The sequence below is a fragment of the Streptomyces sp. BL1 genome, assembly GCF_057628045.1.
On the sequence record NZ_JBXYWZ010000002.1, the window covers coordinates 4,188,401 to 4,206,889 of the forward strand.

Consider the following 18,489-nt stretch of genomic DNA (forward strand, 5'->3'; position numbering starts at 1 on the left):
ACCGGCCCGCCCCCGTTCAGCCGCGAGACGTCGCGATGCGGTGGATCAGGCGGGCGCCGGCGCGCGCCGTGCGCCCGTCCACGTCGAACTCCGGGTTCAGCTCGGCGACATCGCACACCGCGAGCTTGCCGCTCGCCGCCACCCGGGCGCAGACCTGCTCGATGACCTCCATCGGCACCCCGTGTGCGGCGGGGGCGCTGACGCCCGGGGCGACGGCGGCCGGGAGCACGTCGAGGTCGATGCTCAGATGCACGATGTCGCAGCTCGCGAGGAACTCCCTGACGAAGGTCTCGACGCGCGCCATGTCCAGCAGTCCGCACTCGGTGTCCCGCAGATGACGGACCCCGAGCGCGTCCGCCGTCCTGAACAGCCGCTGTGTGTTGCTCGGCTGACTGATGCCCAGGACCCGGTAGCCGAGCTCCCGGCCGTGCCGCTTCTCGCTCTGCGCCATCTGCAGGAAGGGCGTGCCGGAGCTGGGCCGGATGTCGTCGCGCAGGTCGAAGTGCGCGTCGAGGTTCAGCACTCCGAGACGGCCGCCCCCGCGCAGCGCGCGCGACTGTTCCAGCCCGCAGTAGCTGCCGTACGCGACCTCGTGGCCGCCGCCCAGCACGATCACCGGATGCCCCCGGTCGGCCAGCGCGGCGACCGTACGGCCCAGGCGCTGCTGCCCGGACTCCAGGCCGTCCTCGCCCTCTCCCGGCACCTCGATGTCGCCGGCGTCCAGCGCCCGGAGCCGCTCGGGCAGCGCCATGGAGGCGAGGGCGCGGCGCAGCGCGGCCGGGCCGTCCGCCGCGCCCTGCCGGCCCTTGTTGCGGCGTACGCCCTCGTCGCTGCGGAAGCCGACGAACGCGACGTCGCCCGGGGCCACTTGGTCCGGGTCGAGGCGGACGGCCCGGTGCCAGCGCAGGTCGTCGGCGCCGGGGCCGTCGTCCCGGCCGCTCCACGCAGCCGCCGGGACGTCCACGGACAGCGGCGGCCCGGCCGTACGCGCGACGCTCACGCCGTACCGTCCTCGGTCTCCGTCATCGGGATGCGCACGCCGCGCTCCTGGGCGACCGAGGCGGCGTGCTCGTAACCGGCGTCGACGTGCCGGATGACGCCCATGCCGGGGTCGTTGGTGAGGACCCTGGCGAGCTTCTGTGCCGCGAGGTCCGTGCCGTCGGCGACGCAGACCTGGCCGGCGTGGATGGAGCGGCCCATGCCGACGCCGCCGCCGTGGTGCAGGGAGACCCAGGAGGCGCCGGACGAGGTGTTCACCAGGGCGTTGAGCAGCGGCCAGTCGGCGATGGCGTCGGAGCCGTCGAGCATCGACTCGGTCTCGCGGTACGGCGAGGCGACGGAGCCGGAGTCCAGGTGGTCGCGGCCGATGGCGACCGGCGCGGACAGCTTGCCGGAGGCCACCATCTCGTTGAACTTGAGGCCGGCGCGGTGCCGTTCGCCGTATCCGAGCCAGCAGATACGGGCCGGCAGGCCCTCGAACTCGACGCGCTCGCCGGCCATGTCGAGCCAGCGGTGCAGGTGTTGGTTCTCCGGGAACAGCTCCTTGATCGCCTTGTCGGTGGCCTCGATGTCCTTCGGGTCACCGGAGAGCGCCGCCCAGCGGAACGGGCCCAGACCCTCCTCGAACAGCGGCCGGATGTGCGCCGGTACGAAGCCGGGGAAGTCGAACGCGCGCTGATAGCCCGCCTTCCGGGCCTCGTCGCGGATGGAGTTGCCGTAGTCGAAGACCTCGGCGCCCGCGTCGAGGAAGCCGACCATGGCCTCGACGTGCCGGGCCATGGACGTACGGGAGCGCTCGGTGAAGTCCGCGGGATCCTTGCGGGCCCGCTCGTGCCACTCCTCCAGGGTCACGCCCACGGGGAGGTAGGACAGCGGGTCGTGGGCGCTGGTCTGGTCGGTGACGATGTCCATGGGCGCGCCCCGGCGCAGCAGTTCGGGGAAGACCTCGGCGGCGTTCCCGGCCAGGCCGATGGACAGCGGCCTGCGCGCGTCACGGGCCTCGGTGGCGAGGCGGAGCGCGTGGTCCAGGTCGTCGGCCGCCACGTCCAGGTAGCGGTGGGCGATGCGGCGCTCGATGCGGGACGGGTCGCAGTCGACGCAGATTGCCACGCCCTCGTTCATGGTGACGGCGAGCGGCTGCGCGCCGCCCATCCCGCCGAGGCCCGCTGTGAGGGTGATGGTGCCGGCGAGGCTGCCGCCGAACTTCTTGCGGGCGACGGCGCCGAACGTCTCGTAGGTGCCCTGGAGGATGCCCTGGCTGCCGATGTAGATCCACGAACCGGCCGTCATCTGGCCGTACATGATGAGCCCGCGCGCCTCCAGCGAGCGGAACTCCTCCCAATTGGCCCAGTCGCCCACGAGGTTGGAGTTGGCGAGCAGGACGCGCGGCGCCCACTCGCTGGTCCGCATGACGCCGACGGGCTTGCCGGACTGGACCAGCAGCGTCTCGTCGTCCTTCAGCGTCTTCAGCGTGCGGACGATGGCGTCGTACGCCTCCCGGCTGCGGGCCGCCTTGCCGGTGCCGCCGTAGACGACCAGGTCCTCGGGGTGCTCGGCGACCTCGGGGTCCAGGTTGTTCATGAGCATCCGCAGGGCGCCCTCCTGCTGCCAGCCGAGGCAGTTGAGTCCGGTGCCGCGCGGGGCGCGGACGACACCCGGTACGTCGGGGGAAACGCTGGTCATGTGCACTCCTCGGCGGGGGAACGAGCTGATGTCCCGCCATGACACGGCAGCGGCGGTCGCCGGACCAGCGGCGTCGTCCGGGTTTCTCGGATCCGAGACCTTCCTGTGCGGCAGCGCGTCCTCGGCCCCCGGCGACGGGGACGTTCCCCCTAGACTTCGGTGGCGTACGGGGCAGTTGCAGTGCAGTGGTGACGAGGAGGGTGGACGGCGTGGTCGTGGATCCGGCGGACCTCGGCCGTCTGTACGAGCAGCGCTCGGCCGGTTCCACTCCCGCGTATCAGCGCGTGAAGGATCTCGTCGCCGGGCAGATCGCGGACGGCAACTGGCGTGAGGACGACGCCCTTCCCTCGGAGAGCCAGTTCGTCGAGGCGCTCGGGCTGTCCCGGATGACGATCAACCGTGCCCTGCGCGAGCTGGCCACCGAGGGCGTCATCCGGCGGGTCATGGGCGTGGGCAGCTTCGTGGCGCCGGCCAAGTCCAGCTCCGCGCTGCTGGAGGTGCACAACATCGCCGACGAGGTGCGGCAGCGCGGCCACCGTTACGGGGCCCGGGTGCTGGCGGTGCGCGAGGAGCCGGCCGACGCGAAGACGGGCGCGCAGCTCGGTCTCGCCGAGGGGCGGCCCGTCTTCCACTCCCGGGTGGTGCACTACGAGGACGGGGTGCCGGTCCAGCTCGAGGACCGCTACGTCAACCCGGCCTTCGCGCCCGGCTACCTGGAGCAGGACTTCAGCCGGCAGACGCCCTTCACGTTCCTCTCCAAGGTCGCGCCGCCGGGCAGGGGCGAACACATCGTGGAGGCGGTCCTGGCCTCGGAGGAGGAGTGCGCGATCCTCGGGGTCGCGCCGGGCGAGCCGTGCCTGCTCGTGCTGCGCCGCACCTGGTCACGGGACGTTCTCGTGAGCATCGCGCGGCTGCTGCACCCCGGCTCGCGCTACCGCCTCGAGGGCGCGTTCGACACGCACTGACCTCAGGCGGCCCGCGGTCCCGACGACTGTGGCGCACGGCCCGAGACGGCCGCGGTGAGCCGCGCGGCGCCCTGCTGCAGGATGTCCCGCACCTGGTCCACGTCGTGCCGGCAGCGGTGGCGGCGCCAGGTGCTGCTGATCGCGGCGACCGGCCGCTCGTTGTGGTCGAAGGCGGCCACCCCCATCGAACGGAACCCCTGGGTGACCAGTTCGATCTCCTGCGACCAGCCGCGCTCCCGCTCCCGCGCCAGTTCGCCGGCCAGCCCCGGCAGGGTCCGGGGCCCCTTGCCCGTACGGGTCGTCAGGTCGCCGGGCCGCGGGAAGAGCGCCCGGAGCTGGGCCTCGGAGGTGTGCGCGAGGATGGCCCGCCCGTTGGCCGTGAGGTGGGCCGGCAGCCGTACGCCGATGTCGGTGACGAGCGCGATGTCGACGTCGCCGGCCCGTACGGCGGGCGGCCGCTCCTTGAGCAGATAGACGGTTTCCGCGCCGTGCAGGATGCCCAGGTGCACGGTCTGGCCGAGACGGTTCGCGAGGGTGCGCAGGACGGGACGGGCGAGCCGTTCCAGGGGCTCGTGCCGCAGATAGGCGGAGCCGACCTCGAACGAGGTGACGCCGAGCCCGTACGCCCGCTCCTCCGGCAGGTACGTGACGAAGCCGCGGTCGGCCAGGACGGTGAGGACGTGGTACGCGGACGAGCGGGGAATGCCCAGGTCACGGGCGAGCGTCACGGCTCGCACCGGTCCCGGGCGGCCGGCGAGATGCACCAGGATGTCCAGCGCCCGGCCGACGGCCGGAGAGGAACTCGACGACGTCGCCCCGGGTGTTGGCCGCCGTTCACTCATCGGACCACCTCTTGACGCTCCTGTATAGGCAGGAATATACAGGCTCCCCGTTCGTCGCGGCTTCCCCCGACAGACGGACCGCCGCGCGGCCGGGAACGGCCGCCCCGGCATACTCCGGTGCAGGCCCGAAGAGGAGAGCACACGTTTGCGTAATGACAAGGCCGGCCTGAGCAGAGGGCTCCGTTCCCGGCACATCCGTTTCATCGCCCTGGGGTCCGCCATCGGCACCGGGCTCTTCTACGGCTCCTCCGAGTCGATCCAAGCCGGGGGCCCCGCGGTCCTCCTGGCCTATCTGATCGGCGGAGCGGCCGTCTTCCTCGTCCTGCGGTCCCTCGGCGAGATGGCGGTGAGTTCCCCCAGCGCCGGCTCCTTCGGTGAGTACGCGACCAAGCATCTCGGCCCGCTCGCCGGATTCACCACAGGCTGGACGTACGCCTTCGAGATGGTGATCGTCTGCGTGGCGGACGTGACCGCGGTCGGCGTCTACATGGGGTTCTGGTTTCCCGACGTGCCCCGCTGGATCTGGGTGCTCGCCGCGGTTCTCCTCATCGGCGCGCTCAACCTCGTCAGCGTCAAGGTCTTCGGTGAGCTGGAGTTCTGGCTCTCCCTGGTGAAGATCGTCGCCATCATCGCGATGATCCTGGCCGGCATCGCCGTGATCGCCTTCGGTATCGGCAGCGGCGGTGCCGATGTCGGACTGTCGAACCTGTGGTCCCACGGCGGCTTCTTCGCCAACGGCATCGACGGCTTCGTGATGTCCTTCGCCGTGGTCATGTTCGCCTTCGGCGGCACGGAGATCATCGGCGTCACGGCGGGTGAGGCGGAGAACCCGGAGAAGACGATCCCCGGCGCGATCAACTCCATCCCGGTGCGCATCATCCTCTTCTACGTGCTGACGCTCGCCGTCATCATGTCGGTCACGCCCTGGCAGCAGATCGACGCCTCGGGAAGCCCCTTCGTCGAGATCTTCAGCGGCGTCGGGCTCAAGTCCGCGGCCGCCGTGCTGAACGCCGTCGTCCTCACCGCGGCGCTCTCCGCGATCAACAGCGACATCTTCGCCGCGGGCCGCACGATGTACGGCATGGCGGAGCGCGGCCAGGGGCCCGCGGTCATGCGGCAGGTCACCCGCAACGGCGTGCCCTGGGTGACCACCGTCATCATGACCGGTGCCCTGCTCGGCGGCGTCCTGCTGAACGCCCTGATGCCCGAGAGCGTCTTCCTGATCATCTCCTCGATCGCGACCTTCGCCACGGTCTGGGTGTGGCTGATGATCCTGCTGACGCATGTCAGGGCGCGCCGGAAGATGTCGGCGGAGGAGACGGCGGCGCTGAAGTTCCCCGCGCCCTTCTGGCCGTACGGACAGATCGCCGCCATCGTCTTCATGGTCGGCATCGTGGTGCTGCTCGGCTTCTACGACGGCACGCGGACCGCTCTGGTGGTCGGCGTGGTCTGGCTGGCACTCCTCGCCGGGATCCACGCCCTGTGGGTCCGGCCCCGGTCGGCGGGCCCGGCCGCGGAGAAGCGCACCGAGGACGATCTCGCGGAACTCGACGCGTGAGCGGACCGGCCGCTGCCCCTCCCGGTGGAGGGGCAGCGGCCGGCACCTTCGGGCCCCGGTCAGGATTCCCGGCCGGGGCTTCGTGCTGTCCGACCGCGGATCGCCGAGGCCAGCCCGTCGACGCCGTCCTCCTTCAGGACGCTGTAGTGGTCGCCGTCCAGCTGGACCACCGCCGGGGGCTCGGCCGAGTAGCCGGAGTGCCCTTCGAGGAACGAGTAGTCGTCCCCGGCGGCCTTGAGGACGGTCACCGGGGCGTTCAGCCGCCGGTCGGCCAACTCGCGGAAGCTGTACTCGAATTCGTACGTCTCCCCCACGATCCGGACGATCCTGCGGATCAGCTCCTCGTCCAGCGCCGGGTACAGGCCGTGGACGAACGCCACGAACGTGTCCTCGTCGCGGGTCACCGCCAGACAGCGCCGCAGCGCCGCTCCACTGACGTTTCCGGCGAAGACGGAGAACAGGATCGTCACGTAGGCGGGATTGCCGTACGAGGCGGTCCGGCCGTGCCGTTCGGCGTCGTGCGTGCGGATCTCCGGGTTCCCGGGGCAGATCAGCAGCAGTTCCGTCACCTCTTCCCCGGCCTGCTCCAGCTGCCAGGCCGTCTCGAAGGCGACGCGGGCGCCGAAGGAGTAACCCCACAGCGTGTAGGGCCCGTCGGGCTGTGTGCGCCGGATCTCGGCCAGGTCGGCGGCCGCCATGTCGCGGACCGTGGGGTACGGGGTCTCGCCGGCGTTGATGCCGTGCGCCTGGATCCCGTAGAACGGCCGGCCGTCGCCCGCGGCGCGTGCCAGATGGCGGAGGTTCATCGGGTAGCCGCCGAGCCCCGGCCAGCAGAACACGGGCTCCCGCTCGCCCTCTCCGTCCAGCAGCACCAGCCGTGACGACGGCGTGCCGAGGCCGCTGTCGATCCGGGCAGCCAGGCCGGCCAGCTTCGGGTGCTCGAAGACGGCCTGCAGCGGCAGCTGTGTGCCGAACTCCCTGTTGATCCTGTGGATCAGTGCGACGGCGTGCAGCGAGTTCCCGCCGGAGGCGAAGAACTCGTCCTCCACGGACACGTGTCCGTACTTCAGCGCCGCGCCCCAGGCCTCCGCGAGCCACCGTTCGGTCGGCGTGGACGGGGCCACGTACGGGCTGCCCGTCTCCGCGGAGCGGACGTCCTCGGAGGCGGCCAGCGCCACCGCGTCGACCTTCCCGTTGGCAGTCAGCGGCAGTTCGTCGAGCACCAGGATCCGGTCCGGAACCATGTAGCCGGGCAGCTGCCGGTTCAGCTCGTCCCTGACGGTCTCGGCCGGTCCCCGCATGTGGACGGAGTCCTCGTACATGCCCTCGCTGCGGATCTGCTCGTCGCTGACCCGGCCGCCGACGAAGAAGTACGAGGGCCCGGGCGTGATGCCGCAGGAGCTCAGGACGGCGTCCATGCGCCGTGCGGCGGGCAGCGGAGTGCCCGTCTTCGAGCTGTAGCCCGCGGACATGAAACCAAAATGGAGCCCGTTGCGCTGAAGGTGGTGGAGCTTCGTGCCGAGGCCGATGTACTCCAGCCACGGCTCCGGGGCCCGGCTCACTGCGGTGATGCCGAACGCGGCCCGCTCGTACACCTGCTGGTTGATGGCGATGACGTGCCGGGAGAGCACCAGCTCGTCCGAGATCCGGCGCAGCTTGCCACGCTCATGACAATACTGACCCGGCGTCAGGCCCTCGACTCCTCCGGGATGCGCCTGTACGTAGATCTCGGCCGTGTCCTGCCGGGGCCGCCCGTCGTCCGGGTGGATCTCGAACGTGCCCAGGTAGTGGTCCTCTTCGGCGAGGTCCAGCCGGTCCCGCACGGCCGGGTGGTGGCCCTGGGGGCGGATGTTCAGCCCGTACTCGGGGAGCACCTCCTCGAACAGGCCGACCATGTGGCCCGTCTCGAACTCCAGCACTTCGCGGATGTTGTTCTTGTAGACCGGCTCGATCGCCCGCTGCCGGCCGGCGAAGTGCACCGACAGGTACGGCCCGGCAGTGCCTTCCGCGTCGCCGACGCGGACGAGGGTGTGCTCGACGGGGTGGTAGTAGTACACGCCCGCTTCCAGACCGCAGGCGCCGCCCGTCTCCACGTACAGCTGCGTCGCGTACAGCGCGCCCGGCGAGGCGTACGCGTACTTCGGCAGCAGCCGTTCCTCACTGCGGAACTGGCCGAACCAGCGGAGGAGTTCGCCGGTCTCGGCGAGCGTCACCTCGTGCAGGCCGCGGCCCCTGCCGCTGCCTGCCGGGCGCGGGGCGAGGAGCTCCAGCAGGTCGTCACGGGTGACCTTGCCGCCCTCGTAGAACCGGTACGTCTTGCGGGCGAAGGTCTCGCGCCGCTGCCGTACGGTCTCCCGCGCGCCGGGCAGGGCCACCACGGGGCGGCGGCGCAGCTCGGCGGCGTCCCGCAGTCCCGGGGCGGACAGCTGCGCCTTCACCTGGAGCTTGTCCGCCTTGGACAGATGGTGGCCGCCGTGGCTGCCCTGGTCCATCAGGGCCGCTTCCTTCGGGTTCAGCTCCACGCACGCCACCAGGCGCCGGGAGCCGGTCCGTTCGTCGTCGGTGACGAGTGCCGCAGCCCGCCGGACCCAGGTGTGCTCCTCCATCGCCAGGGCGATCTCGTCCAGTTCGACGCGATGGCCCCGCAGTTTGACCTGATTGTCCGCCCGTCCGGCGAACTGGATCGAACCGTCCGGGTTCCAGTACGCGAGATCGCCCGTGCGGTACAGCCGTTCGGTCGGTACGAAGGGGGAGGGCACGAACCGTTCACTGGTCTGCTCCGGCCGGCCCAGGTAGCCGCGCGCCAATTGGACGCCACCGATATACAGTTCGCCCGTTTCTCCGATGTCCACGGGTGCGCGGTTCTCGTCGAGGATGAAGCACTGTGTGTTGTCGACGGGTACGCCGATGGGGACCGTTCCGGCGTCGTCGCCGAGCTCGTCCGGGTCGACCAGATACGCGGTCGCGTTGATGGTGCACTCCGTCGGCCCGTACAGATTGACCAGGGAGACCCACGGCAGTTCGTCCGTGAGGGAGCGTGCGAGCCGGCGGGAGAGTGCCTCGCCGCCGGAGAAGACGCGGCGCAGCGAGGTACAGCGGGAGAACTCCTCGTGGTCCAGCAGCGCCTGGAGGAGCGTCGGTACGCACTGCAGCGTGGTCACCCGGTGCTCGGTGACCGTACGGATGAGTGCCCCGGGGTCACGGTGGACGCCCGGCACGCCGGCGACGACCCGGCCTCCCACGGCGGGGGCGAGGATCTCCCACTGCGCCGCGTCGAAGCTCATCGGCGTCTTCTGCAGCACGGTGGTGTCCCGGCCCAGGTGGCCGCAGGTCTGCATCCAGCGCATCTGGGAGGTGACACTGCGGTGCTCGATCAGCACACCCTTCGGCCTGCCGGTGCTGCCCGAGGTGTAGATGACGTACGCCAGGTCGTCGGCCCGCGGCGGCGCGGGACACGTGTCCGCGGACTCCTCGGCCTCGGAAAGGGTGACGATGTGCGTTCCCCGGGGCGCCAACTCGGCCAGCCGGTGCGCGAGATGGTCCTGGGTGACGATGACGCGCGTACCGCTGTCCTCGATCATGTAGCGCAGCCGCTCCTCCGGATACTCCGGGGCCAGCGGCAGATAGGCCGCTCCGGCGAAGAGGACGCCCCACGCCCCGGTGACCAGCCCGGGGGACGGTTCGGCGTACAGGCCGACGGTGTCTCCGGGTGCCGCGCCGAGCCGGTGCAGTTTTCCGGCCAGCCGTTCGGCGGTGCGGGTCAGCTCCCGGAAGGTGAGGCTCTCGCCGTCACCGGTGACCGCCGTGCCGTCGGGCCGGGCGGCTGCCTGTTCCCGCAGGAGGGCGGGCAGGCCGGTGCCCGTACGGGTGCCGGGTGTGTGCGGGCGGGTCCGTGGTCGTACGCGTGGTCGTGCGGTGTTCGGCTTTCGGGTGGTGCTCGGCCGGGGGATGTTCACGGGCTTCTCTCCGACGCCGGGGACGTGGTCACTGCGCATGGGTCGCGGACTCCTCGCTGTTCCGGGGCTCCGCCGCGGTCCTGGGCTCCGTTTCCTGCCGGTCTCCCGGGGTGCTCGGGGAGCCGCGGGCAGGTTCGGGACCACGGGGTGCCGTGGCCGGCCGCTGCCGGGGCTGGGCGAGGAAGACCGAGGCCACGACGGCCACGGCACCGGCCAGTTGGAGCGGCGACAGCGCCTCGCCGAGCACGGCGTAGCCGAGCACGGTGGCGGCCAGCGGGCTGGCGAAGCCGAGGACGGAGACCGCCAGCGCGGGCAGCCGTTCGATGCCGCGGAACCAGACCGCGTACGCCAGCAGCGCGCCGATCACGCTCAGATAGAGGAACCCGGTGACGTTCGTCCCGGTGATCCGGTCGGGGAGGCCCTCGGCGAGCAGCGTCGCGGGCGCCAGGACGAGACCGCCGACAGCCAGCTGCCAGCCGGTGAACGTCAAGACGCTCACCCCCTCCGGGCGGCCCCAGCGCTTGGTGAGCACGATGCCGGAGGCCATGCAGACCGCGCCGCCGAGTCCGGCCAGGACGCCGACGGTGTCCACGCCGGCCTCCGGCTGCAGCACGAGCAGTGCCACGCCGAGTACGCCGAGCACGCACGCCGCCACTTGCAGCGGACGTATCCGGTCCTTCAACAGCAGTGCCGCCAGCAGCAGTACGAGCATGGGCTGGATGGCCACCACGAGCGCGGCCACGCCGCCGGGGAGGTGGTAGGCGGCCACGAACAGCAGGTAGAAGAAGGCGCCGATGTTCAGCACGCCCAGCACCAGCGCACGCCACCACCACGCGCCGCGCGGCAGGACACGGCCGGCCGCGACGAGCACGAGGCCGGCGGGCAGCGCGCGCACGGTGGACGCCAGCAGCGGCCTGTCGGACGGCAGCAGCTCCGTCGTCACCAGGTAGGTGCTGCCCCAGACCGCCGGAGCGAGAGCGGTGAGCGCGGGGTCGAGCACCGTACGGTTGCCCCTCATCCGGCCTCCCCGTGCGGGGCTGCCGTCACAAGGCAGGCGGGCGGCGGGGCGGTTGCGGCCGCTGGGGGCGCGGCGGAAGTGAACACGTGCGGTTCTCCGATCCGGTGGGGACTGTCCCGGACGGGACATGGCAAGGCGTCACATCCCGGACGGGACATGACGATGCGTCGGATCCGGCCGGTCGAGCGGTGAGCACGGCCGGATCTGGCCGGGAGACTTTAAGGCAGGTAAGGCTTACCTAACAAACCCCGCCGGACGGCTGGACATCCCCCGCGAACCGGTCTGTTCCTCCCGGTACCACCGCAGCTCAGGCCCCACGGATGCGAAGCCGTGCGGGCAGCCGCGACAGGTCACGCGCGGCTCAACGGGCGGAGCGGGAGCGGGTGGTGAGGAACAGTCAGGCGGCTGCGCTGTGCCGGTCCCGGTCGCGGTCCGGTCGCGCGGCCCGGTCAGCCGGCGTGTGCCCCCGCCGGCCCGGCCCGGTTCACCGCGCCCTCCGTACGGCCAGGACGCGGCGCGTCGTCCACGCCGTGGCCCAGACCGCGGCCAGTGCCGCCAGGAGCGTCACCGCCAGATACGCCAGGCCGGTACGGGCCTCGCCGCCGGCCACCAGCGTCCGGATGTCCACCGCGTACGTCGAGAACGTGGTGAACCCGCCCAGCACCCCCGTACCGAAGAACGGCCGCACCAGCGGATGAGCAGTCCACACCTCGGTGAGCAGCACCATGAACACGCCCATCACCGCGCACCCGGACACGTTCACCCACAGCGTCGTCCACGGAAACCCGCCGGGAGACGTCGGCCACAGCTGCGCGGCGCCGTACCGGGCGACCGCGCCCAGCGCCCCGCCCACGGCGACCGCCGCCAGTACGGACCCGTGCCCGCGCCGCAGTTCGCCCCGTTGCGCGGGCACCCGCAGATCGACGTCGGGGTCGAGGGGCTCGCCCGCCTGCCCGCTGCCGGAAGCCCTCACGGGCCGTCGCCGGATGCGTCGCTCTCGCCGCCGGGTTCGTCGCTCCCGTCGCCGGCCCCGTCCGGACGGCGCTCGTCGGCGCAGCGCTGGAGGACGACGACGACCAGATCGTCGCCGAGTACGGGAGTCCAGCGGGTGACGTCGTGCTGGACGAAGGTGACGACGTCCGCGGGCGACGACGGGGGAGCCGCGTCCCAGTCCGTCGCCGCGTCCGTGAAGTGCGCGGCCAGCCGGTCCTCTAGCGGATAGAACGCGCCGTCCCGGTCGCGGGCCTCGGTGACGCCGTCCGAGTAGGCCACCAGCATCCGGCCTGCCGGAAACGCGAACTCCCCCACCCGCTGCGCGGACGGGGCGAGTTCGCCGAGGCCGAGCGGCAGCCCGTACTCGGGTTCCAGCGGGGTGACCTCGTCCCGGCCGAGGCGGATCAGCGGCGGATGGCCGCGGTCGAGGATGCGCACCACTTCCTCCCCCGGCGGGAACTCCAGCAGCACGGCCGTCGCGAACAGCTCGTCGGCGCTCCGGGCGACGGCGTCCATGTCCGCAGGATTCCCCGAGACGGTGGCCGCCGCGCGGGTGTGCCGGCCTCCGGGCCCCGTCAGGGTCACCGGGCCGATCCCGGAGACCATCCCCGAGGCCGCGTCCTCCCGGTCCAGCGCCAGCGACGCCTCGATCCTGTCGGCGACCTCCGGCAGGTCCGGGCAGACCGTGGCCGCCTCGCGGAACGACGCCAGCACCGTGGCCACCGTCCCCGTCGCACCGATGCCCTTCCCCCGTACGTCCCCCACCAGCACCCGCAGCCCGTAGGGGCTCTGCCGTACGCAGTACAGATCGCCGCCGATGAGCGCCTCGTCGGTGGCCGCCTGATAGAAGCCGGCCATCCGTACGGGGCCCATACGCTCCGGCAGGGGCCGCAGCAGGGCGAGTTGGGCCGCCTGGGCGACGGCCCGCACCTGGTTCAGCTGACGCAGCGTCCGCACCCGGGCCAGGGACAGCAGGGTGACGAGCACGATGACCACGCCGAGGGTCACCAGGGAGCCGCCGATGTGCGCGTCGTACTCGTCGCTGTCGGCGAGGTTGAGCACCAGCAGGATGACGACGCAGGTGACGCCCGTCGCGGCGGTCGCCGGCGGCCGGTAGACGAGTGCGCCGAGCAGCACGGCCGCGCTGAGGAGCGAACCGAAGAAGTACCGGGGCGGCGCGCCCAGTTCCAGGACGACCGCGAGGACGATGAGCACCGGGGGCAGCCAGCGCATCCACGCCGGTGGCCACGCGGCGGGTCTCGCCTGTGTGAGGGCCCTGCCCGTACCCACCGATCGCGCTCCTTCGTGCGGCATTCCGATGCCCCGGACACCGGTCTCCGGCCGTCGCCGACCCGTCCTACCGGCCGGTCGTCTTGCCGGCTAGTCGTTCCAGTGGAACGTTCCGCGGCGCGGCCCGCGCGGCGGGAGCGGCCGGGGGCGGGGCGAATGGGGGAGGTCAACTGGCCGACCCGTACGGGACGGGCCAGATTGGTCGGGTGCCTCAGCACAGGGACAGCGGGAACAGAGGGAGCGGACTGGTGCGGGAGAGAGTGCCTGCCATAGGCAGGGACAAGCCGGTGTACGCCCGCTGGGTTCCGGCTCTGTTGATCGTCCTCGGCCTCCTCTGCAAAGCGGTCTCCGACAATCCCGCGATCACCGGAGCGCCCTTCTTCTCCGCCGCACCGCTGGTCGCCGCCCCCTTCTGCGGCATCCGCTGCACCGCCCTCACCGGCGTGGTCTCCTCGCTGTGCTTCGCGTACCTGCTGCTCGTCGACGTCGGAGCGGACGGTCTGTCCGCCGTCATGCGGACGCTGACGATCGTCACCGTCGGCGCGCTCGCCGTCTTCATCAACCGGGTGCTCAGCCGCGGCGACGCCGCGCTCGCCTCCGCGCGGGGCATCGCCGAAGCCGCGCAGCGCGCCGTTCTGCCGCTGCCGCCCGGCCGGATCGGGACGCTCGAGTTCGGGGCGCGCTACCAGGCGGCGCAGACCGACGCGCGGATCGGCGGGGACCTCTATGCCGTACAGGAAACCCCGTACGGGACGCGGATGCTGATCGGTGATGTACGGGGCAAGGGACTCGGCGCCGTGGAGGCCGTCGTCATCGTGATCGGCGCCTTCCGGGAGGCGGCCGAGCAGGAGTGGACGCTGGAGGGGCTGGCGGCGCGGCTGGAGGGGGCACTGCAGCGGGAGGGCCAACGGCGGCAGGGGCTGGACCAGTTCGAGGGGTTCACGACGGCGGTGCTGGCCGAACTGCCCGCCGGCCGGCCCGACACCCTGCGCATCGTCAACCGGGGCCACCCGGCCCCCCTGGTGCTGGACCCGGACGGGTCGGTGCGCTCCGTCGACCCCTCGGTCCACGCGCTGCCCCTGGGGATGCCGGAGCTGGGGCGGTGGCCGGACCACGCCGAGGAAGTCCGCTTCTCGCCCGGCGCCCAACTCCTCCTCTACACGGACGGCTTGTCGGAGGCCCGGTCCGCGGTCGACGGCGCCTTCTACGAGCCGGTGAAGCAGCTGGCGGGGCAGCGCTTCGGGACCGTGGACGCGCTGCTCGACGCCGTGATGGCGGACGTTCAGGCGTACACGGGCGGCGGCGGGACGACCGACGACATGGCGCTGCTCGCGGCACGGCGTACCGCTCAAGATCACATTGATCACGGGGCGAGTGCGAAGTCGTGGTGACGACGTGAAGGCCGGCGGCTGACGTGACGGCGTGTCAACGGGGCCGATGCCGCTCCGTGTTCGTCACTCTCCGCGAGTACGTGGCGCAAAACGCGTGATTCTGCGCCCCAATTGACCCTGTGTGAGGGAAAAGTGCCTGGCAAACCCGACTACAAATTCACCGGAACGGCTTGGAATCCGGGGCCCGGCTCTATTAACGTTCGATAACGCAGCGCGGTCGTCACTGCCGTCACGAGAGACGGCACCGTGCGCCGTCGCCGAATCCTGTAAGTGCGGCACCACGAGTCACAACTCGATAGCTACAGCACCGAGGGAACCGGGGAACCACCCCTTCTCAGCCGGGCGTCGACGATGCCGCCGGAGAAGGGTTCCTCAACGGCCGGACCCGTAAGGGCCGTCCGGAGAGGTCCGGGGTGAATCGGACGCCTTCTCCCACGAGGCGCCCGTAGGAGACCTTCCTGCTCCGAACCCGTCAGCTAACCCGGTAGGCGAGAAGGAAGGAAAGGAGAGCGCCACCCGTGGCGTCCATGAGGCATGCCCCCGAAGCCTCGCCCGTGAGCGAACCGCCCTTCGGCGGCCGCGAGTACGGCACCGAGCACGGCACCATCCACGGCGGTACTCACAGCGGTTCCTACGGGCCCGGTGGCGCGTACGGGTCCGGCGGCGGTGCGTACGGTCCGCAGGGCGGTGCGTACGAGCCGCAGGGCGGCGCGTACGGCACCCACGGCGGGCCGCGGCCCGCGTACGACGAGTACGGCAGCATGGCCGACCCCTACGGCCCCTCCCCGTACGGGACTTCACCCTCCGGCCCATCCCTGTCAGGGGAACCCCTGTCGGGGAACTCCCTCTCCGGGGACTCCCTTTCCGGGGACGCGCCCTCGGCCACCTCCGTCCTCCCCCGCGTGGCGTACGGACCGCCCGACGCGCGGGACGACAGCGAGCAGTGGGACGAGTGGAACCCCACCGAGGACTCCCTCCGCCCCGTCCGCGGCAGACACCGCGTGGGCAAGCAGCGCAGCGGCGGCATGGCCCGCAGCGGTGCCGTCCTCGGCGTCGGCATGATCGCCGCGGTCGGCGCGGGCGGCATGGCCACCGCCAAGGACAAGGCCCCGGCGCCCATTTCGATGCCGGACCTGGCCTCCGCGGCCGACAAGCTCCCCGGCGCCGACGAGATACCCGGCGTCGACAAGCTGATGGCAAGCGGCTCGGACGACGAGACCACCGTGGCCGCCGGCCGGCCCCTCACGCAGGCGGGCCTCACCGACGGCGACACCGAGGCCGGCCGTACCGACGCGGGCGAGGCGCTCCGCTCCCGCATCCTCGCGCAGGCCGACCAGCAGCAGAACGAGGCCGACGCGCAGGCCCGCGAGGCCGCGGCGCAGCAGGCCGCGAAGGCCGCAGCGGAGAAGGCGGCCGCGCACGCCAAGGCCGAACGCAAGGCGGAGGCCGAGAAGCAGCGCAAGATCGAGGAGGAGAAGCAGCGCAAGGCGGAGGCCGCCCGACTCGCCAAGCTGGCCCGCTCCTTCACCGTCCCGGTCTCCAACTACACGCTCTCCGAGGGCTTCGGCGCCTCCGGCGGCATGTGGCAGTCCACCCACTCGGGCCAGGACTTCGCCTCCCCTACGGGCACCCCCGTGAAGGCCATCCACACCGGCACCATCAAGGAAGCGGGCTGGGCGGGCTCGTTCGGCTACCGCATCGTGCTGGAGCTGGACGACGGTACGGAGCTGTGGTTCTGCCACCTCTCGTCGATGAACAAGTCGGCGGGCGAGAAGGTGAACACCGGCGACGTCATCGGCCGGGTCGGCTCCACCGGCAACTCCTCGGGCCCGCACCTGCACGTGGAGGTCCACCCGGGCGGCGGCGACGCGGTCGACCCACTGGCCTGGCTGCGGGGGAAGGGCCTCAGCGTCTGAGGGGCGGGGGCTTGGGGGCTTGGGGGTCTCTGGATCTCCGGGGCCTTCCGGGACCTTCGGGGGCCTTCGGTTCCTTCGGGGCTTGGGGCTTTGTGGTCTTGAGGGCTTCGGGGCCGGCCGGTTGTGGTCGGTCCCGGGCCGCCGGCTCCGGGCGGCGGGTCTGGCCTGCCGGGCCCGGTCCGCCGGGCCCGGCAGGGCTTCTGGTCCGGTCCGCAGGACCCGGCCCCGGGCTCGTGGTCCGGTCCGCCGGACTCGGCGGCGGGGCTCGTGGTCCGGTCCGCCGGACTCGGGGCTCCTGGGCCGGCCCGCTCTCTACTTCCGTCCTGCGCCTCGGGGTTCGGCGGGCGGTGCGCGGGTACCCCGGCCTCTTCGTACCGGAGCACGGCCCCCGTACCGCAGATGTCACGTCACCGGCCACCACGCAGGTGACGTGGGCACGCCGCCGCCCCGGCCCGCCGGCGGAACCGCCCGGTCAACGCACCATCCGACCTGCGGACCTGCACGGCGGTACACCAAGGAGGGGACGGGGCGGCGGCGAACGGGGGCCCTGCCGTAGGGGCGCCCTCCCGTAGGGGCCAGGACCCGTACGGGCCGATCCCGTAGGGCAGGCGCCCGTACGGGGGTGGCCGCGGAGCCCGGCCCTCAGCCCGGCCCTTCATGACTGCGCCCCTCGGACTCACGTCCTCGGGATTCACGTCCTCGGGACTCACGTCCTCGGACTCACGTCCCTCATGACCCCGGCGGCTCTGGTGGCTCACCCCCCGACACCAGGGCCGCCGGTTTTCCGGTCCGGTGGGCGTTCCGAGGGGAGTTGTGGCCGGGACGGAGTTACGGTCGGGATCATGGCTTCTGACTCTCACTCCCACTCCGCGGAGGACCGGCGCCCTCTCGGCACGCTGGCCGTCTCCCCGCTCTCCCTCGGCGGCAACGTCTTCGGCTGGACCGCGGACGAACCGACCTCGTTCGCCGTACTCGACGCGTACCTCGCCGCCGGCGGCAATTTCATCGACACGGCCGACGTCTACTCGGCCTGGGTGGACGGCAATTCGGGCGGCGAGTCCGAGACCGTCATCGGCAACTGGCTGGCCGAGCGCGGCAGCACCGTACGCGAGCAGGTCGTCCTCGCGACGAAGGTCGGCGCGCTGCCCCCGAACAAGGGCCTCTCCGCACCGGCCATCAAGGCCGGCGTCGAGGACTCGCTGCGGCGGCTGCGTACGGACTACATCGACCTGTACTACACGCACTTCGACGACGAGAGCGTCGAGGTCTCGGAGATCATCACCGCTCTGGACGAGCTGGTGAAGGAGGGCAAGGTCCGCGAGATCGCGGCCTCCAACATCACCCCGGCCCGCCTCCAGGCCTCCCTCGACTTCAGCTCCCGCGAGGGCCTCGCCCGCTACGTCGCGCTGCAGCCGCACTACAACCTGATGTCGCGCGACACCTACGAGGGTGAGCTCGAACAGCTCGCGGCGCGGGAGGGGTTGGGCGTCATGCCGTACTACGCGCTGGCGTCCGGCTTCCTGACCGGCAAGTACCGTCCCGGGCAGCAGCCCGAGGGCGCGCGGGCCTCGCGTGTCGCGGACTACCTCGCGTCCGACCGTGGCCAGAAGGTCCTCCGGGCCCTGGAGGAGATCGCCCAGTCGCGGGACGCGTCCCCCGCCACCATCGCCCTCGCCTGGCTCGCGGCCCAGCCCACGGTCACAGCCCCCATCGCCAGCGCCCGCAAGGTCGACCAACTCCCAGCCCTGCTCGCGGCAGCCGACACGCCCCTGACGGAAGCCGAGGTCGCGAGTCTGACGGTCGCGTCGGCGTAGCAGGGCCGTTGTCGGTGGTGCGTCGTACTGTTCGTTGAACGAACGGTACGACGCACGACGGGGC

Annotated in this window: 12 protein-coding genes and 1 riboswitch; of the genes, 5 read left to right on the forward strand and 7 right to left on the reverse strand. The window is 71.9% G+C overall.

Annotated elements, in window-relative coordinates:
- Positions 1 to 16 precede the first annotated feature (16 nt).
- Together hutG and hutU are read right to left on the reverse strand one after the other, a co-directional pair.
- Positions 17 to 1,000 carry a formimidoylglutamase gene (gene hutG / locus AC3AGO_RS18525; protein WP_487821325.1) on the reverse strand — a complete coding sequence of 328 codons (984 nt, stop codon included), beginning with the start codon at positions 998 to 1,000 and terminating at the stop codon, positions 17 to 19.
- On the reverse strand, positions 997 to 2,682 hold the full coding sequence (hutU, locus tag AC3AGO_RS18530) for a urocanate hydratase (RefSeq protein ID WP_487821326.1): 1,686 nt from the start codon (positions 2,680 to 2,682) through the stop codon (positions 997 to 999). The genes hutG and hutU overlap by 4 nt, the downstream gene beginning before the upstream one ends.
- A 209-nt stretch (positions 2,683 to 2,891) precedes the next feature.
- Between hutU and hutC the strand changes: the two genes are divergently transcribed.
- On the forward strand, positions 2,892 to 3,647 hold the full coding sequence (hutC, locus tag AC3AGO_RS18535) for a histidine utilization transcriptional repressor HutC (protein ID WP_487821327.1): 756 nt from the start codon (positions 2,892 to 2,894) through the stop codon (positions 3,645 to 3,647).
- 2 nt (positions 3,648 to 3,649) lie between these two features.
- Here hutC and AC3AGO_RS18540 read toward each other — a convergent pair whose 3' ends face one another.
- Positions 3,650 to 4,489: an IclR family transcriptional regulator gene (locus AC3AGO_RS18540; RefSeq protein WP_487821328.1), complete on the reverse strand. Its 840-nt coding sequence runs from the start codon at positions 4,487 to 4,489 to the stop codon at positions 3,650 to 3,652.
- Positions 4,490 to 4,634: 145 nt separating this feature from the next.
- Here AC3AGO_RS18540 and AC3AGO_RS18545 point away from each other — a divergent pair, with 145 nt between their 5' ends.
- Entirely contained in the window at positions 4,635 to 6,047 is a 1,413-nt protein-coding gene (locus AC3AGO_RS18545; protein WP_487821329.1) for an amino acid permease, read from the forward strand.
- Positions 6,048 to 6,106: 59 nt separating this feature from the next.
- Here the strand turns inward: AC3AGO_RS18545 and AC3AGO_RS18550 are convergent, their stop codons facing one another.
- From AC3AGO_RS18550 to AC3AGO_RS18565, 4 genes are all read right to left on the reverse strand, one after another.
- Positions 6,107 to 10,042, reverse strand: a complete 3,936-nt coding sequence (locus AC3AGO_RS18550) for a non-ribosomal peptide synthetase family protein (RefSeq protein WP_487821330.1) — start codon at positions 10,040 to 10,042, stop codon at positions 6,107 to 6,109.
- A complete protein-coding gene (locus AC3AGO_RS18555) occupies positions 10,032 to 11,021 on the reverse strand; it encodes a DMT family transporter (RefSeq protein WP_487821331.1) in 990 nt (329 codons plus the stop codon). The genes AC3AGO_RS18550 and AC3AGO_RS18555 overlap by 11 nt, the downstream gene beginning before the upstream one ends.
- 484 nt (positions 11,022 to 11,505) lie before the next feature.
- Positions 11,506 to 11,994: a fluoride efflux transporter CrcB gene (gene crcB / locus AC3AGO_RS18560; protein WP_487821332.1), complete on the reverse strand. Its 489-nt coding sequence runs from the start codon at positions 11,992 to 11,994 to the stop codon at positions 11,506 to 11,508.
- Positions 11,991 to 13,304, reverse strand: coding sequence for a PP2C family protein-serine/threonine phosphatase (locus AC3AGO_RS18565; RefSeq protein WP_487821333.1), 1,314 nt, complete (start codon positions 13,302 to 13,304; stop codon positions 11,991 to 11,993). Before AC3AGO_RS18565 ends, crcB begins: the two co-directional genes overlap by 4 nt.
- Positions 13,305 to 13,552: 248 nt before the next feature.
- On the opposite strand from AC3AGO_RS18565, the gene AC3AGO_RS18570 reads away from it, so the two are divergent.
- From AC3AGO_RS18570 to AC3AGO_RS18580, 3 genes are all read left to right on the forward strand, one after another.
- A complete protein-coding gene (locus tag AC3AGO_RS18570) occupies positions 13,553 to 14,695 on the forward strand; it encodes a PP2C family protein-serine/threonine phosphatase (protein WP_487821334.1) in 1,143 nt (380 codons plus the stop codon).
- A 287-nt stretch (positions 14,696 to 14,982) separates the two neighbouring features.
- A riboswitch (cyclic di-AMP (ydaO/yuaA leader) is annotated at positions 14,983 to 15,200 on the forward strand.
- 256 nt (positions 15,201 to 15,456) lie between these two features.
- Positions 15,457 to 16,611, forward strand: a complete 1,155-nt coding sequence (locus AC3AGO_RS18575) for a M23 family metallopeptidase (protein ID WP_487824703.1) — start codon at positions 15,457 to 15,459, stop codon at positions 16,609 to 16,611.
- Positions 16,612 to 17,453: 842 nt separating this feature from the next.
- Positions 17,454 to 18,425 (forward strand): aldo/keto reductase, encoded by a 972-nt coding sequence (locus tag AC3AGO_RS18580; protein WP_487821335.1) that lies wholly within the window; start codon positions 17,454 to 17,456, stop codon positions 18,423 to 18,425.
- Positions 18,426 to 18,489 lie beyond the last annotated feature (64 nt).

Coding starts and splice junctions, on each gene's coding strand:
- hutU (WP_487821326.1), bottom strand. CDS start 2,682: ATGACCAGCGTTTCCCCCGACGTACCGGGTGTCGTCCGCGCCCCGCGC.
- AC3AGO_RS18540 (WP_487821328.1), bottom strand. CDS start 4,489: ATGAGTGAACGGCGGCCAACACCCGGGGCGACGTCGTCGAGTTCCTCT.
- AC3AGO_RS18550 (WP_487821330.1), bottom strand. CDS start 10,042: ATGCGCAGTGACCACGTCCCCGGCGTCGGAGAGAAGCCCGTGAACATC.
- AC3AGO_RS18555 (WP_487821331.1), bottom strand. CDS start 11,021: ATGAGGGGCAACCGTACGGTGCTCGACCCCGCGCTCACCGCTCTCGCT.
- AC3AGO_RS18575 (WP_487824703.1), top strand. CDS start 15,457: ATGGCCGACCCCTACGGCCCCTCCCCGTACGGGACTTCACCCTCCGGC.
- AC3AGO_RS18580 (WP_487821335.1), top strand. CDS start 17,454: ATGGCTTCTGACTCTCACTCCCACTCCGCGGAGGACCGGCGCCCTCTC.